Origin of the sequence: Aeromonas sp. R2-2 (assembly GCF_040908355.1) — a bacterium.
GTDB lineage: Bacteria > Pseudomonadota > Gammaproteobacteria > Enterobacterales > Aeromonadaceae > Aeromonas > Aeromonas veronii.
On sequence record NZ_JBFODQ010000022.1, the window covers coordinates 1 to 15,235 of the forward strand.

A 15,235-nucleotide genomic window follows, 5' to 3' on the forward strand; every position below is an offset into this window, starting at 1 on the left:
CCATAACAAGAGGGAGGCCCGTTGGCCTCCCTCTTCTCATTTGCATGCCGACCGGCGGATTAGCGTTTGCGCCAGACGGTGAGCTGGGCCACCGTGTGCTGGTATTTGCGGGCGGTCTCGCGGATGACGAAGGGCACATCCCGCGGCGGGCAGTGCTCCTCGAATTCGGCCGCCAGCAGCCGTTGCAGCGCCTGATAGGTGGTGAGCGCCTCGCCGTTTTCACGAATGCCGCCGAGCCAGTTGGCGGGCGGGGTATATTCCGCCAGCCAGGTATAGGGGCTGGTGAGCACCAGCAGGCCACCGCTGCGCAGCCGGGGTGCTATGTCCCGCAGGAAGCGGGCGGGCTCTCGCAGCCGGTCGATGAGGTTGGAGGCGAGCACCAGATCGTAGTGGTCATATTTGGGCTTGAGGTTGCAGGCATCCCCCTGACTGAAGTGGATGCGCTCAGCCTGACTTGCCCCCAGCCCGTGGCTCGACAGGCGTGCCTCGCAATACTCCACCAGTTCACCCTCCAGCGGAATGGCGTAGCGGAAGCTGTCCTGGCTGGCGAGGGCCAGCGCCACATCGATGAAGCGGGCCGAGTAGTCGACCCCGTCCACATGCTGGAAGTGGCGAGCCAGTTCGAAGCTGGCGCGGCCGGTGGCACAGCCGATATCCAGTGCCCGCTGGTGGTTGCTGCACAGCTCGCCAGCAAGATCAGCAAGCGTCTTGGCGTAGTTGGCGACCCCGAAGTGGCTGGGGCCGTACTGGAAGTCGAGGTACTGAGCGACGAGCGTGTCGGTTTCATAGGGATTCACGATAACGGGTTCCTGATAACGGGAGACCAGATAGCGGAAACCCGCATGCTGGAAGAAGTGACGCCGGAAGGCGTAACGGGATGATTTGAGCGCTTCGTTGCCCGTGCTGATCCAGCTGCCCCCCTTGATCAGGGTGTGCTTGCCATCAAAGGTGGGGGTAGAGAAGTCGTCGTAGAGCGGGTGGATTTTAAAGCCGTCGAAACCGTCGATGGCGGTGCTGGTCCACTGCCAGACATTGCCCACCAGATCAAAGAACTCCCCTTGCGGGCAGGCATCCACCGGGCAGGAGGAGGCGAAGCGGGTCAGATTGATATTGCCGGGGACCTGTGTCCAGTCCGGCTGATCGCCGGGTAGCTGCTCGCGCAGCAGCATCCACTCCGCCTCGCTCGGCAGCTGGATGGGGAGTCCGGTCCGGGCCGCCTTCCAGCGACAGAAGGCAGCCGCTTCCAGCTGGTTGACCTCGACTGGCCAGTCCCAGGGCATGGCGACCTGCTCGGTCATCAGCCGCAGCTGCAGTTGTTCGGGTTTGGCGGGGTCGCCGACCCAGAAGGTGGGCATCTGCGCCTTGGCGTACTGGCACCAGCCCCATCCCTCCTCATCCCACCACTGTTGCTGGCCGTAGCCGCCCGCCTGGACGAAGGCGAGGTACTCGGCATTGCTCACCAGCATGCGGCTGGCCTGAAATGGGGCCAGCTCGATCTGGCGCTCGCCATATTCGTTGTCCCAGCCGTAGGTGGCGTCCTGCTTGCCAAGGCGCACCTTGCCGCCGGCCACCGGCAGCAGGCTGTTGGCGGGCACCTGGTCAATGCGGTGGCGGGCTTCGGGGCAGGCGGGCCAATAAGGCTGCGGCCGCACCCAGGCGAGCGGCAACTGGCGGATCAGCACGCTGGAGGTCTCGAGGTGGATGCGCTCGTGCTCTATCCCCATCAAGATGACCCAGGCCGGGCTCTGCCAGTCGATGGGCAGAGTGAGCGGCATCTGGCGAATAAAATCGCACACCAGCGAACGGACTTTGGCCCGATAGCTGCGTAGCTCGCTGACTTTGGGCCAGTCGTAGTGGGTCTCGTCCAGATCGTCCCAGCTCATCTCGTCCACCCCGATGGCGACCATGGCCTCGATGCGGGCATCCAGCCGCTGGTCGATCAGGCGCGCCGCCAGCAGTTTGTTGATGAAGAAGGCGGCGGTGTGGCCGTAGTAGAAGATGAGCGGATGGCGCAGCGGGATCGCCTTGTTGAACCAGGCCCGCTCATCGGCCAGACAGTCGAACAGTGAGTCGTAGAGATCGAAGGTCTGGCAGAAGTAGGCGAGCAGCTCGCGCCGTTTCTGCTCGGGGTCGCTGCCGGTCAGCAACGGGGTGCGAGTCGGCTCCGGCAGACCGGTGGCAGTGGAATAGAGAGGGCTTGCTTGGGTCACGCTCTGACTCCTTGTTGGCAGTGAAAACTGACAAGACAGTGGTAATGACATTACCGCAATGGAGAGCTTGGTACGCACGAAGTACCACTATTGGCTCAACAGACCGGCAGGGCAATCCAAAACTTCCACGGCTTGTCAGCATAGTGACCGGCAGGACGACCCGCCAATCAGCCACAATCATATCCGTTCGAGAATGGTTATTTTCACCAAAATATGGTCTAAATGGCTTTCTTAATTCTTCGGTTTGTTCTGGGTGAAATAGTTATTTCCTTTTGAATCATTAGGTTAATTTTTGGCTCACTCTTTGCAGAGCATGAAAACCAATTGGCCCGGGATGGCCAACACATAAGGAGGAGAGTAGCGATGAAATGGATGATGGTTGTCATGTTGATGGCAGGGCTCAGTGGTTGTAACTGGCTGGATCAGACCAGAGTGACCGGAACGGGGGCTGTGGTCGAGCGCCAGCAGGCGCTCGGTGATGGGGTGACCCGGGTGCTGGCGGGTGTACCTGCCACCCTCCATCTGGTAGCGGGGGAGCCGCGCGGAATCCTGATCAAGGGGCAGGAGAACCTGCTGCCCTATCTGGAGCTGACCGAGAGCGGCGACAAGCTGGAGATCGAAGTGAAGGAGGGTTACCGGCTCGATCCTACCGAGCCGCTGGAGCTGACCATCACCTTGCCTGTGCTGAACGAACTGGCATTGGCCGGGACCGGCAACGGCAATCTGAGCGGCTTCAAGGGCGATGAGCTAGTGCTGTCGGTGGCTGGTACCGGTGACATCGTCGCCAGTCAGCTGGAGCTGAAACGGCTGGAAGGGAATATCGCTGGCACCGGCAGTCTGGAGCTGGGCAGCGGTTCGGCACAGGCCATCGAGCTGAACATTGCCGGCTCTGGTGATGTGCTCGGGAGCGAGATGCGCGGCAACGAGGTAGAGGTCAATATCGCCGGCAGCGGTGATGTGGCGGTACGGGCGCAGGAGACGCTGAAAGTCGGCATCGCCGGTTCAGGCAACATCGCCTACTGGGGCGATCCCAAGGTGGAGCAGCAGATCGCAGGCTCCGGCGGAGTGACCCGAGCGGGCAGCTGAAGCCAACCGATCACCACAACTGAAACAGGCCCGTCACGGGCCTGTGTTGATCAGAGGTGGCGGGCGTGAAAGCGTAGGTGCGCCTCGATAAAGCTCGCCACGAAGTAGTAGCTGTGGTCATAGCCCTTGTGGCGGTTGAGCTCCAGCGGCCACTCCTTGCTGGCGGCAACTTCGGCCAGCGCATCGATATGCAACTGCCCGGCTAGGAAGGGATCATCCAGCCCCACATCTACCAGGGTTGGTAGCGGCGTGACCGGCTGGTGGCGCAGCAGCTGGCAGGCATCCCACTCCTGCCACAACAGCGGATTGCTGCCGAGGTAGGCGCCGAGCGCCTTCTGGCCCCAGGGGCACCGGCTTGGATGGCAGATCGGGCTGAAGGCCGAGACCGAGCGGTAGCGACCCGGCTCCCGCAGCGCGGCGATCAGCGCACCGTGACCGCCCATGGAGTGGCCGCTGATGGCGCGGCGGGTCGAGACCGGGAAGTGGGTCTCTATCAAGTCTGGCAGCTCGCGGGTAACGTAGTCATACATCTGGTAGTGTGCCTGCCAGGGGCTCTGGCTGGCATTGACGTAAAAACCGGCTCCCATGCCGAGGTCATAACCGGGGTCGTCCGCTACGCCGTCGCCGCGGGGGCTGGTGTCCGGCGCCACCAGGGCGATGCCAAGCTCGGCGGCGATACGCTGGGCGCCCGCCTTCTGCATAAAGTTCTCATCGGTGCAGGTGAGGCCGCTGAGCCAGTAGAGCACGGGCACCTTCTGGCCGGTGAGGGCCTGAGGCGGCAGATAGATGGCAAAATTCATCTCGCAGCCGAGCACGCTGGCGCTGTGGCGATAGCGCTTGTGCCAGCCGCCGAAGCTCTTGTTGCTGCTGATAATCTCCAGATTCATCGAAGGACTCCTTTACCCCGCCCACGATGGCGGGCGGGGCGATCATGCTCAGTAGTGGATGACGGTGCGGATGCTCTTGCCTTCATGCATCAGATCGAATGCCTCGTTGATCTGCTCAAGCCCCATGGTGTGAGTGATGAAGTCATCGAGGCGGAACTCGCCCTGCATGTAGCGCTGCACATAGCTCGGCAGTTCGCTGCGACCGCGTACCCCGCCGAAGGCGCTGCCGCGCCAGACCCGGCCGGTCACCAGCTGGAACGGACGGGTGCTGATCTCCTGACCCGCTCCGGCGACGCCGATAATGACCGACTCGCCCCAGCCCTTGTGGCAGCACTCCAGCGCCGCACGCATCACCTTGACGTTGCCGATGCACTCGAAGGAGAAGTCGACGCCGCCATCGGTCAGCTCGACGATCACCTCCTGAATCGGTTTGTCGTAATCGTTCGGGTTGATGCAGTCGGTGGCGCCCAGCTTGCGGGCCAGTTCGAACTTGCTCTCGTTGATGTCGATGGCGATGATGCGACCGGCCTTGGCCAGACGGGCGCCGATCACTGCCGAGAGGCCGATGCCACCCAGCCCGAAGATGGCGACACTCTCACCCTCTTTCACCTTGGCGGTGTTCATCACTGCGCCGATGCCGGTGGTGACGCCGCAGCCGAGCAGGCAGACCTCTTCCAGCGGGGCGGCCGGGTCCACCCTGGCGATGGAGATCTCCGGCAGTACCGTGTATTCGCTGAAGGTGGAGGTGCCCATGTAGTGATAGATGGGCTGGCCATCTTTCGAGAAGCGGGTGGTGCCGTCCGGCATCAGCCCCTTGCCCTGAGTGGCGCGGATCTTCTGGCACAGGTTGGTCTTGCCGGATTTGCAGAACTTGCACTCGCCGCACTCGGGGGTGTAGAGCGGGATCACGTGATCGCCCACCTTGACGCTGGTGACGCCTTCGCCGACGGATTCGACGATGCCGCCCCCCTCGTGGCCGAGGATGCAGGGGAAGACCCCTTCCGGATCTTCACCGGAGAGGGTGAAGGCATCGGTGTGACAGACGCCGGTCGCGACGATGCGCACCCGCACCTCGCCCGCTTGCGGCGGCATGACTTCTACTTCTTCGATGGAGAGGGGCTGACCCGGGCCCCAGGCGATGGCGGCTTTACACTTGATGCTTTGAACCTGTGCCATGAATGACATCCTTCTTGTTGAGCAGGGTGAACAGAGATGAGTTCGGGCATTCAGTGTAGTTTCCCGCAGATTTGGTGATAATGAGGGCAAATCTCAAATCACTTTTACACACAGGTAATAATGTTCGGCTGGGAAGGGATCTGTGAATTTGTCAGCGTGGCGGAGCAGGGGGGCTTTACCCCGGCTGCGCGCAAGCTGGGAGTGTCGGTGGCGCAAGTCAGCCGTCAGGTGGCACAGCTGGAGGATCGGCTGCAGGCCAAGTTGCTGCTGCGCACCACCCGTCAGGTGCGGCTCACCGAGCTTGGCGAGATCTACTATCGCCACTGCCGCCAGCTGCTGGACAACCTCTACGAGGCGGAGCTGGCGGTGGGGCGCCATCAGGCGGTGCCGCAAGGGTCGCTGCGCATCACGGCCCCCGTCTCCTACGGCGAGAGCCGTATCGCCCCGCTGGTGAATGACTTTATGGTGCGCTTTCCCCAGTTGGAGGTGACCCTCAACCTCACCAACCAGCTGCTGGATCTGGTGCATGAAGGCTACGATCTGGCGCTGCGGCTTGGCCACCTCAAGGATTCGACGCTGGTGGCGCGCAAGCTGGCGCAGCGGGTGCCCTATGTCTGCGCCTCACCGGCCTACACCGCCCGCCACGGCATGCCCAACAGCCTCTCCGAGCTGACCCGCCACACCTGCCTGGTGGGCAACAGCGACGAGTGGCACTTCACCCTGGATGGCCGCCCCCACAGCGTGCGGGTGCGCGGCCTGTTGCAGTGCAACAGCGGCCATGCCCTGCTGGACGCGGCGCTCAAGGGGATCGGCATCATCCAGCTGCCGGACTACTACGTGAGCGACCATCTGGCCCGAGGGGAGCTGATCGAGTTGCTGCCTGAACTGCGGGCCCCGGCGGAGGGAATCTGGGCCCTCTATCCCCACAACCGCCACCTCTCCCCCAAGGTGCGGCTGCTGGTGGACTATCTGGCCGAGCGGCTGAGCGACCCTCACCAACCGGCGCTGGTGATGCCGATAGGCTAGGGCTCTCCCCAGCCGTTGACTCACCGGCGGCGGGCGACAGGTGCGATGGCCTGAAAATAAAAGAGCCCTTGAGGAATCAAGGGCTCTTTTGCAGGTAACAACCGGATAGTCAGCGACCCATCATTCGATGTTCTGGATTTGCTCGCGCATCTGCTCGATGAGGACTTTCAGCTCGACTGCGGACTGGGTCACTTCGGCGTTGATGGACTTGGAGCCCAAGGTGTTCGACTCGCGGTTGAACTCCTGCATCATGAAGTCGAGACGACGGCCACAGGCGCCACCCTTTTTCATGATCTTGTTGGTTTCGCTGATGTGCATCTCCAGACGATCCAGCTCTTCGGCCACGTCGATCTTCTGGGCCAGCAGCACGATCTCCTGCTCGATACGGGCCGGATCCAGCTCCACCTTGGCTTCGGCCAGACGGTCGGTGAGCTTCTGGCGCTGCCACTCGATGATCTGCGGCAGGTGGACGCGCACCTTCTTCACTTCCACCTGAATACCGGCCAGACGCTGTTCGATCAGGGCTTTGAGGTTGGCCCCTTCGCTGGCGCGGGAGGCGAGGAAATCTTCCATGGTCTGGTCAAAACCGCCGAGCAGCTCGGTGGCGACCGCGTCCATGTCCTGCTCGGCGGCAGCCATGACGCCCGGCCAACGCAGTACGTCGACCGGATTGAGCTGGCCCTGACCCGCCTCTTTCATTACCCAGCTGGCGCTGTCGATGATCAGCTTGGCCAGCTCTTCATTGATATGGAGCTGGCTGGCTGCGGCCTGAGCGGCCTCGAAGCGCAGGTTGCACTCCACCTTGCCGCGCTGCAGTTTGGCGCGGAAACGCTCACGCAAAACCGGCTCCAGGCTGCGCAGTTGCTCCGGCAGGCGAATGTAGGTTTCCAGATAGCGCTGGTTTACCGAACGAATTTCCCAAACGGCTGTGCCCCAGTCGCCCTTGAATTCCTTGCGGGCGTAGGCGGTCATGCTGTGAATCATTGATTGTTCCGGGCTTGATGAAGTGTGCGGTCAGTATACTCAGCCCGGCCCTGCTCGTCAGCCGATGCCGTGGTTTTAGCGGCTGATATTTGGGGCGGGATCACTTATAATCCCCCGCCAATTTGAGCCAGCCCAGAGGTCCGTTCCATGTCACGTCCAAGCGATCGCAGTGCCGCGCAACTTCGCCCGGTTACCATTACCCGCAATTTCACCAAACATGCAGAAGGCTCAGTGCTGGTGGAGTTCGGTAACACTCGCGTGCTCTGCACCGCCAGCGTTGACACCAGCGTGCCGCGCTTCCTGAAAGGGAAGAACCAGGGCTGGGTGACTGCCGAATACGGCATGCTGCCGCGCTCCACCCACTCCCGGATGAACCGTGAAGCGGCCTCCGGCAAGCAGAGTGGCCGTACTCTGGAGATCTCCCGTTTGATCGCCCGCTCCCTGCGCGCGGCGGTAGACCTGACTGCGCTGGGCGAGCACTCCATCACAGTTGACTGTGACGTGCTGCAAGCCGATGGCGGCACCCGCACCGCCTCCATTACCGGTGCCTGCGTGGCGCTGGTGGATGCGCTGAACTGGATGGTCGAGAAGGGCATGATCAAGCAGAGCCCGCTCAAGCAGATGATCGCCGCCGTCTCCGTCGGCATGTATCAGGGCGAAGCCATCTGCGATCTGGAGTACATCGAAGACTCCGCCGCCGAGACCGACATGAACGTGGTGATGACCGAAGATGGTCGCATCATCGAGGTGCAGGGCACCGCGGAAGCCGAGCCCTTCACCCATGAGGAGCTGCTGGAGATGCTGGCGCTCGCCAAGGGCGGCATCGCCGACATCATTGCGCTGCAGAAGCAGTCGCTCTCCTGATTTTAAAAACGCGGCATTGACCGCGTTTTTTTATACCCCCACACAAGACAACGACAAGCCAAGCAAGGAGCCAGAATGAAAGCCTACCAGCGTCAATTTATCGAGTTCGCCCTGGAGAAACAGGTCCTCAAATTCGGTGAATTTACCCTGAAATCCGGTCGTAAAAGCCCCTACTTCTTCAACGCCGGTCTGTTCAACAGCGGCCGCGATCTGGCCCGTCTCGGCCGCTTCTATGCCGCCGCTCTGATGGATGCCGGTATCGAGTTCGATGTGCTGTTTGGCCCGGCCTACAAGGGGATCCCCATCGCCTCCGCTACCGCGGTGCAGCTGGTGGAGCTGCACGATGTGGACGTGCCCTGGTGCTTCAACCGCAAGGAGGCCAAGGATCACGGCGAGGGTGGCAATCTGGTGGGCAGCCCGCTCAAGGGGCGCATCATGCTGGTGGATGACGTCATCACCGCCGGTACCGCCATCCGCGAATCCATGGATCTGATCCAGGCCAACGGCGCCTCGCTGGCGGGCGTGCTGATCGCGCTGGACCGTCAGGAGAAGGGCAAGGGCGAGCTCTCCGCCATTCAGGAAGTGGAGCGTGACTACGGCGCCCACATCATCGCCATCATCCAGATGAGCGACCTGATCCAGTATCTGGAAGAGAAGCAGGCCGAGCAGCCGGAGCTGGCGGCGCAATTGGCTGCCATGAAGGCTTACCGCGCCCAGTACGGTATCTGAGCTCCGCTCACACCGCGCAATAGCTGAATGCGGCGCCCGTTTGCTCTCTGGCAGCAAACGGGCGCCGTTTTTTTCATCTGCAAAAAGTGGATCATGTGGCTTGAGCTTGCCCTTACAGTAAAGGTTAGGGTTTGCCAGTCGGCGTTTTGTGGTGCCGACGGGTTCCGGGGAGGAACAACATGACCACTCATCTTCAATCACCCATTCATCTGCAGTTGCCGCTCAGCGGCATGAGCTGCGCCAACTGCGCAGGCCGCATCGCGACCGCCCTCAACAAGCTTGAAGGGGTCGAGGCCACAGTCAACTTCGCGCTGGAGCAGGCGGCCATCGAGTTGGCCAGCCCCGACCGTCTGCCAGTGGTGCTCGACAGCATCAAGAGTCAGGGTTACGACTACGGCAGCGAGACCTTTTTGTTTCAAATTACCGGTATGACTTGTGCAGGTTGTTCGGCTCGACTGAACAAGATGCTGGCCGCGCTGCCCGGCGTTATCTCGGCCGAGGTCAATTTCTCCATCGAACAGGCCCGGATCGTGCTGGTCCCCGGGATGCAGACCCCGGCCGCTTTGCGCGAGCAGATCGAGGCGCTCGGCTTTGGCGCCCAGCAGGCGCAAGGCTCGGCCAGCGGCCGCCGCCAGCAGTTGCTGGAGCGGGAAGCGCAGGAGGCCGCCACTGCCCGTCAGGCGCAAACCCGGGTCATCGTCTCGGCTTTGCTCACCCTGCCGCTGCTGGTGGGGATGCTGGCCATGGCCGGACTGTTCCCCTGGCATCTTCCCGCCTGGTTGGAGCTGCTGCTCGCCACCCCGGTGCAGTTCTGGATCGGGGCCCGCTTTTATCGCGGCGCCTGGCTTGCCATCAAGAACCGCGCAGCCAATATGGATGTGCTGGTGGCAACCGGTACCAGCGCCGCCTACTTCTACAGCCTCTATCTGCTGCTGACGTTGGGGATGGCCGCCAGCGGCAAGCTCTATTTCGAGGCGAGCGCCATCATCATTACCCTGATTTCTCTCGGCAAGTTGTTGGAGGCAAGAGCCAGACGCAGCACCCAGTCCGCCATTCGCGAACTGATGGCGCTGCGGCCGGAAACCGCCACCGTCTGGCGTGGCGAGAGCTGGCAGAGCGTCGCCATCGACGAGGTGCTGCGCGGTGATCGGCTGCGGGTGCTGGTGGGAGAACGGGTGCCGGTGGATGGCAAAATCGTGAGTGGCGCCAGCGAACTGGACGAGTCGATCCTCACCGGCGAGAGCCTGCCTGTGCCGCGCAGTGCGGGCGACAAGGTGCTGGGCGGAGCCATCAACCGCTCCGGCGTGCTGGAGATCGAAGCCACTACCGTGGGAGAAGATTCCAGCCTCAGCAAGATCATCGCACTGGTGGAGAGTGCCCAGATGGGCAAGGCACCGCTGCAGCAGCTGGTGGACAAGGTCTCCGCCGTGTTCGTGCCGGTGGTGATGACCATCGCCCTGTTCACCCTGCTGGTGTGGTACGCCATCAGCAACGACTTCGGTCAGGCCCTGCTGGCGGCTGTGGCGGTGCTGGTGATCGCCTGCCCTTGCGCGCTGGGGCTGGCAACGCCGGCGGCCATCGTCACCGGTACCGGAGTGGCGGCGCGCCACGGCATTCTGATCAAGGATGTGGATACCCTGCAGAAGGCCCACGCCATCAAGGCGCTGATCTTCGACAAGACCGGCACGCTCACTCAAGGCAAGCCGGTTCTGGCCAGCTGGAGCGGCAACGACGAGCAGCTGCGCCTCGCCGCCGCCCTGCAGCAGGCGAGCGAACACCCGCTGGCGCTGGCGATGCGCGAGGCGGTCGGCAGCGGGGTGGCACTGCCTCAGCCCGACGCGGTCGAGGTGCGGGTCGGTGCCGGTATAGTGGGTCAAGTGGAGGGTCACAGGGTCGCTATCGGCAATGGTTCCCTGCTAGCCCAGCTCGGCATTAAACCGCCGCAACAGGATGAACAAGTCGCCGATGGGGCGACCCGGGTTTGGGTGGCCATCGACGGCGTGGTGGCCGGCATCGGGGCGCTGGCCGATACCCTGCGCCCCGAGAGTCCGGAAGCCATCGCCACCCTGCGCCAGCGCGGCATCGCCAGCTGGCTGGTGAGTGGTGATGCACCGGCGCCGGTGGCCCATATTGCAGCCAAGCTGGGGCTGGACGGGGCCTTTGACTCCGTGCTGCCAGCGGGCAAGGTGGAGAAAGTGGAGGCGCTGCGGGCGCAAACCCGCGGGCTGGTGGCCATGGTGGGGGACGGGGTGAACGATGCCCCGGCACTGGCGGCGGCGGACGTCGGTATCGCCATGGGCTCCGGCTCCGATGTGGCGATGGAGACCGCCTCCATCACCCTGATGCGATCTGACCCGCGGTTGGTGGCCGATGCCATCGATATCTCGGCGGCGACCTGGCGCACCATACAGCAGAATCTGTTCTGGGCCTTCGTGTTCAACATCATCGGTATTCCGCTGGCGGCACTGGGCTACCTCAGCCCCGAGCTGGCGGGGGCGGCCATGGCCCTGAGCAGCATTACCGTTTTGAGCAATTCCCTGTTATTGAAACGCTGGCAGCCCAGGGCGGCGCACGGGCCAGCATCCAACCCGATCAGTAAGGAGGCATAAATGAACATCAGCAAGGTTGCCAAGGCCACTGGGCTGACCGCCAAGACCATCCGTTATTACGAGAGCATTGGCCTCATCACAGCCCCGGTACGCAGTGACAACGGCTATCGCAGTTACACCGAGGGGGCGTTGCGGGAGTTGCGTTTCGTCAAGCGGGCGCGGGAGACCGGCTTCAATCTGGAGGAGTGTCAGGAGCTGCTGGCGCTCTATCGGGACGAGCACAGAACCAGCGCCCAGGTGAAGAAGCTGGCGCAGGAGAAGATCGTCGATCTGCGCGCTCGCATCGCCGGGCTGCAGGCCATGCTTACCTCCCTGGAAGGGTTGGTTTGCTGCTGCCACGGGGATGAAAATCCCGAGTGCCCGATCCTCGACGAATTGGAGAAGGGGTGAGCAAGGACTCACCTGCCAGCGCAGAAGAAATCGATATTGATTGATTAACTTCTTAATAAGCGGCGCTTTATTGTTGCGGGTCAGGGGGTAATGGTAGACTGCTCGGCTCTTGTACAGGAGTACTCAGTTGACCCAGAGTGTGACACGCCAGGTTAAGCAGGCCATCATGGCCCAGCTCTATACCCATGCATCGTTCAGCCTCCCCTGTTTGGGCGTGTTGGCATTTGGCTGGAGTCTGCTGTTTCACGACTATCTACCCGCCATCGAAGCGCTCGGTTGGCTGGCAGGCACTTTCCTGTGGCTGCTGGGTCGGGGCTGGCACCTGCGCTGGCGCCGAGCCCGCCTGCACCAGACGCCGTTGCCGGTGTTGGAGCGGGAGCTCTTTATCGGAGCCACCATCACCTCCATCATCTGGGCCCTCGGGGTGCTGCTCTATATGGACAAGCTGCCCGATACCTACCGGGCCGCCATGATGATGCTCTCCAGCCTCATTCTTACCGGCAGCGCCATCATGCTGTTTGGCAGCCGCCGTACCCTCTATGGTTCCGCCCTGCCGCTGGGCATGGCGATGCTGTTCGAGCTGGGCAATGGCAACGAGCAGGAGCGGATCGTCTCCTGCATGCTGGCGGGCTATCTGTTTGTCTTTCTGCCAACTCTGTTGCGCCGGATGCGGCGAGATCAGATCGCCTCGCTCCACCACCGTTTCTCCAACGCCGAACTGGTGGCCGAACTGAAGGCGGTCTCCGAGCATTTGCGTCTCACCTCCCGCCTCGACGGCCTGACCGGCATCGCCAACCGCGCCCATCTCGACGACTCTCTGGAGCGGGCCTGGCGGCGCTGCCATCGCGCCCGGGCGCCGTTGTCGCTGGTGCTGGTGGATGTGGATTACTTCAAGCAGTTCAACGATCTTTACGGCCATCAGCTGGGGGATGACTGCCTGCAACAGGTGGCGGGGCTGCTGGCCGAGGTGGAGCGGCGCGAGGACGATCTGGCGGCCCGGTACGGGGGTGAAGAGTTTGCCTTGCTGCTGCCCTGCACCGGCATGCAGGGGGCATTGCAGGTGGCGGACAATGTGCGGCAGGCACTCAAGGAGCTGGCCATCCCGCACCAGAAGTCACTGGTCTCCGGTCGGGTCACATGTAGTTTTGGTGTTGCGACACTGATACCGGACAACAGCATGAAAATCGCCGATTTGATCCAAAAAGCGGATGCGGCACTCTATCAGGCCAAGCATAATGGGCGGGATCGAATCGAAGTAGCCTTGATGGGTAAGGTTGCCTGAATTTAACGTGACAGATTAAAGAGGTTGTCTATGCAATGTCATCGTATCGAAGAGCTGCTGGAGTTGTTGCAGCCTGCCTGGATCAAGGAACAGGATCTCAGCCTGGTGCAGTTTGTTGCCAAACTGGCCCAAGAAGCGGGATTTGAAGGGCCTCTGTCCGAGCTGACCGACGACATGCTGATCTATCACCTCAAGATGCGGGAATCCGACAAGCAGGCGATGATCCCCGGTCTGGCCAAGGATCATGTGCCCGATTTCAAAGAGGCACTGCTCAAGGCTCGCGGAATCAAGTGAATCTTTAGCGGAAGCGCATCACCTCGTGGTGATGCGCTTTTTTGTTGCCGAAAATTGCGATCCAACCCCAATATTAGATACATCTAATCCACACAATTAGCATGCTGTTTAAGATATAATCCGCTCCATAACAAATAAGGGAGCGATGTCTTGCAATGGCCGACCACGATAAAATCGATATCAAGGACGTCACCGACAAGGGCGTAACCGGGACCTTCAACCCCAATACGTTCAAAGCCAGCGACGACAGATTCAACCCGGGCAACCGCATCTATGTGCGGGCCCAGAAAGGGTATTGGCAGCGGATGCGCAAGGCCATGGGCTGGTTCTTTGTGGCGCTGTTCGTGCTGCTGCCCTGGCTGCGTTACGACGGGCGACAGGCGGTGCTGTTCGACCTCGGTCACCAGCAGTTCCATATCTTTGGCGCCACCATCTGGCCGCAGGATCTGACCCTGCTCGCCTGGCTCTTCATGATCGCCGCCTTCGGACTCTTCTTTATTACCACCTTCCTCGGTCGGGTCTGGTGTGGCTATCTCTGCCCGCAGACGGTCTGGACCTTCATGTTCATCTGGTTTGAAGAGAAGCTGGAAGGGCCCGCCAACAAGCGGCGCAAGCTGGACGAGGCGCCCTGGAGCGGCGAGAAGCTGGCTCGCAAGGGAGCCAAGCATCTGGCCTGGCTGGCGATCTCGCTGGTGACCGGCCTGACCTTCGTTGCCTACTTCCAGGATGTAACTGAACTGGTGCCGGACCTCTTCACCCTGCAGGCCAGCGGATGGGTGCTGTTCTGGGTGATCTTCTTCACCATCATCACCTACGGCAACGCTGGCTGGATGCGTGCCATCATGTGTATCCACATGTGCCCCTATGCCCGCTTCCAGTCCGCCATGTTCGACAAGGACACCTTCATCGTCGGTTATGACACCAAGCGTGGCGAGACCCGTGGCGCCCGTTCCCGCAAGGCGGATCCCAAGGCGATGGGGCTGGGTGACTGTATCGACTGCGATCTCTGCGTGCAGGTCTGCCCGACCGGTATCGATATCCGCGACGGCCTGCAGTACGAGTGCATCAACTGCGGTGCCTGCGTCGATGCCTGCGACCAGACCATGGAGCGGATGGGCTACCCGAAAGGGCTCATCAGTTACACCACAGAGCACAAGCTGGCCAACGACTCCACCCATGTGGCGCGGCCCAAGTTGATCGGTTACGGGCTGGTGATGGCGGTGATGCTGGGGGTATTTGTCTACAACGCCATGTCCATCATGCCGATGGGGCTCGATATCCTGCGGGATCGCAACCAGCTGTTCCGCGAAAACAGCGAGGGGCTTATCGAGAACACCTACACCCTCAAGATCCTCAACAAGACCCTGCAGTCCCAGACCTACCAACTGGATGTGGAGGGCTTGCCCGAGTATCAGTGGTTCGGCCCCCGTGAAGTGACCCTGAAGGCGGGCGAGATCTACACCCTGCCGGTCAGTCTGGCGGTCGATCCCTACAACCTGAAACGGCCGGCGCTGGATATCCAGTTCGTGCTGAAACGGGAAGGGGCGGCGCCCGATGACAGCAAGGGCAACCTGCGCCAGGGCAGCAAGTTTATCAGCCGGTTGTAACTGCGTGTGGCTGCGGGCCGGGCGTGACACCAGTCCGGTCACCAGCGAGCACGGCAATGGCGGGTAGTAGTGATAGAATGGGGCGCAACGG

At 61.9% G+C, this 15,235-nt stretch carries 13 protein-coding genes; 9 read left to right on the forward strand and 4 right to left on the reverse strand.

The window, feature by feature from the left end:
• Window positions 1-59: 59 nt before the first annotated feature.
• Window positions 60-2,210 (reverse strand): 5-histidylcysteine sulfoxide synthase, encoded by a 2,151-nt coding sequence (gene ovoA, locus AB5Z09_RS03370; protein WP_368194646.1) that lies wholly within the window; start codon window positions 2,208-2,210, stop codon window positions 60-62.
• 363 nt (window positions 2,211-2,573) lie between these two features.
• Between ovoA and AB5Z09_RS03375 the strand changes: the two genes are divergently transcribed.
• On the forward strand, window positions 2,574-3,296 hold the full coding sequence (locus tag AB5Z09_RS03375; protein WP_368194647.1) for a head GIN domain-containing protein: 723 nt from the start codon (window positions 2,574-2,576) through the stop codon (window positions 3,294-3,296).
• A 50-nt stretch (window positions 3,297-3,346) separates the two neighbouring features.
• Here the strand turns inward: AB5Z09_RS03375 and fghA are convergent, their stop codons facing one another.
• A complete protein-coding gene (gene fghA / locus AB5Z09_RS03380) occupies window positions 3,347-4,183 on the reverse strand; it encodes an S-formylglutathione hydrolase (protein ID WP_368194648.1) in 837 nt (278 codons plus the stop codon).
• Between the two features lie 48 nt (window positions 4,184-4,231).
• Window positions 4,232-5,359, reverse strand: coding sequence for an S-(hydroxymethyl)glutathione dehydrogenase/class III alcohol dehydrogenase (locus AB5Z09_RS03385; protein WP_368194649.1), 1,128 nt, complete (start codon window positions 5,357-5,359; stop codon window positions 4,232-4,234).
• A gap of 120 nt (window positions 5,360-5,479) precedes the next feature.
• Between AB5Z09_RS03385 and AB5Z09_RS03390 the strand changes: the two genes are divergently transcribed.
• Window positions 5,480-6,385: a LysR substrate-binding domain-containing protein gene (locus tag AB5Z09_RS03390; RefSeq protein WP_019446199.1), complete on the forward strand. Its 906-nt coding sequence runs from the start codon at window positions 5,480-5,482 to the stop codon at window positions 6,383-6,385.
• Between the two features lie 120 nt (window positions 6,386-6,505).
• On the opposite strand, the gene AB5Z09_RS03395 is transcribed toward AB5Z09_RS03390, so the two are convergent.
• Window positions 6,506-7,369 carry a YicC/YloC family endoribonuclease gene (locus tag AB5Z09_RS03395; protein WP_005342032.1) on the reverse strand — a complete coding sequence of 288 codons (864 nt, stop codon included), beginning with the start codon at window positions 7,367-7,369 and terminating at the stop codon, window positions 6,506-6,508.
• A gap of 147 nt (window positions 7,370-7,516) precedes the next feature.
• On the opposite strand from AB5Z09_RS03395, the gene rph reads away from it, so the two are divergent.
• The 7 genes from rph to ccoG all read left to right on the forward strand — a co-directional run bounded on the left by rph (window position 7,517) and on the right by ccoG (window position 15,144).
• On the forward strand, window positions 7,517-8,233 hold the full coding sequence (gene rph / locus AB5Z09_RS03400) for a ribonuclease PH (RefSeq protein WP_005339589.1): 717 nt from the start codon (window positions 7,517-7,519) through the stop codon (window positions 8,231-8,233).
• A gap of 75 nt (window positions 8,234-8,308) precedes the next feature.
• Window positions 8,309-8,962, forward strand: a complete 654-nt coding sequence (gene pyrE / locus AB5Z09_RS03405) for an orotate phosphoribosyltransferase (protein ID WP_324017252.1) — start codon at window positions 8,309-8,311, stop codon at window positions 8,960-8,962.
• A gap of 179 nt (window positions 8,963-9,141) precedes the next feature.
• Window positions 9,142-11,571: a heavy metal translocating P-type ATPase gene (locus AB5Z09_RS03410; RefSeq protein WP_368194650.1), complete on the forward strand. Its 2,430-nt coding sequence runs from the start codon at window positions 9,142-9,144 to the stop codon at window positions 11,569-11,571.
• Window positions 11,572-11,961 carry a Cu(I)-responsive transcriptional regulator gene (cueR, locus tag AB5Z09_RS03415; protein WP_005356117.1) on the forward strand — a complete coding sequence of 130 codons (390 nt, stop codon included), beginning with the start codon at window positions 11,572-11,574 and terminating at the stop codon, window positions 11,959-11,961.
• Between the two features lie 127 nt (window positions 11,962-12,088).
• Window positions 12,089-13,243, forward strand: coding sequence for a GGDEF domain-containing protein (locus AB5Z09_RS03420; protein ID WP_005339596.1), 1,155 nt, complete (start codon window positions 12,089-12,091; stop codon window positions 13,241-13,243).
• Window positions 13,244-13,273: 30 nt separating this feature from the next.
• Window positions 13,274-13,537 carry a YihD family protein gene (locus tag AB5Z09_RS03425; protein WP_005339598.1) on the forward strand — a complete coding sequence of 88 codons (264 nt, stop codon included), beginning with the start codon at window positions 13,274-13,276 and terminating at the stop codon, window positions 13,535-13,537.
• Window positions 13,538-13,692: 155 nt separating this feature from the next.
• Complete coding sequence (gene ccoG, locus AB5Z09_RS03430) at window positions 13,693-15,144, forward strand: cytochrome c oxidase accessory protein CcoG (RefSeq protein WP_005357450.1); 1,452 nt, start codon at window positions 13,693-13,695, stop codon at window positions 15,142-15,144.
• Window positions 15,145-15,235: the final 91 nt, after the last annotated feature.

Excerpts from the sequence above, each read along its gene's own strand:
- fghA (WP_368194648.1), bottom strand. The coding sequence starts at position 4,183 with ATGAATCTGGAGATTATCAGCAGCAACAAGAGCTTCGGCGGCTGGCAC.
- cueR (WP_005356117.1), top strand. The coding sequence starts at position 11,572 with ATGAACATCAGCAAGGTTGCCAAGGCCACTGGGCTGACCGCCAAGACC.
- AB5Z09_RS03385 (WP_368194649.1), bottom strand. The coding sequence starts at position 5,359 with ATGGCACAGGTTCAAAGCATCAAGTGTAAAGCCGCCATCGCCTGGGGC.
- AB5Z09_RS03390 (WP_019446199.1), top strand. The coding sequence starts at position 5,480 with ATGTTCGGCTGGGAAGGGATCTGTGAATTTGTCAGCGTGGCGGAGCAG.
- pyrE (WP_324017252.1), top strand. The coding sequence starts at position 8,309 with ATGAAAGCCTACCAGCGTCAATTTATCGAGTTCGCCCTGGAGAAACAG.
- AB5Z09_RS03425 (WP_005339598.1), top strand. The coding sequence starts at position 13,274 with ATGCAATGTCATCGTATCGAAGAGCTGCTGGAGTTGTTGCAGCCTGCC.
- ccoG (WP_005357450.1), top strand. The coding sequence starts at position 13,693 with ATGGCCGACCACGATAAAATCGATATCAAGGACGTCACCGACAAGGGC.
- AB5Z09_RS03395 (WP_005342032.1), bottom strand. The coding sequence starts at position 7,369 with ATGATTCACAGCATGACCGCCTACGCCCGCAAGGAATTCAAGGGCGAC.
- AB5Z09_RS03375 (WP_368194647.1), top strand. The coding sequence starts at position 2,574 with ATGAAATGGATGATGGTTGTCATGTTGATGGCAGGGCTCAGTGGTTGT.
- AB5Z09_RS03410 (WP_368194650.1), top strand. The coding sequence starts at position 9,142 with ATGACCACTCATCTTCAATCACCCATTCATCTGCAGTTGCCGCTCAGC.
- rph (WP_005339589.1), top strand. The coding sequence starts at position 7,517 with ATGTCACGTCCAAGCGATCGCAGTGCCGCGCAACTTCGCCCGGTTACC.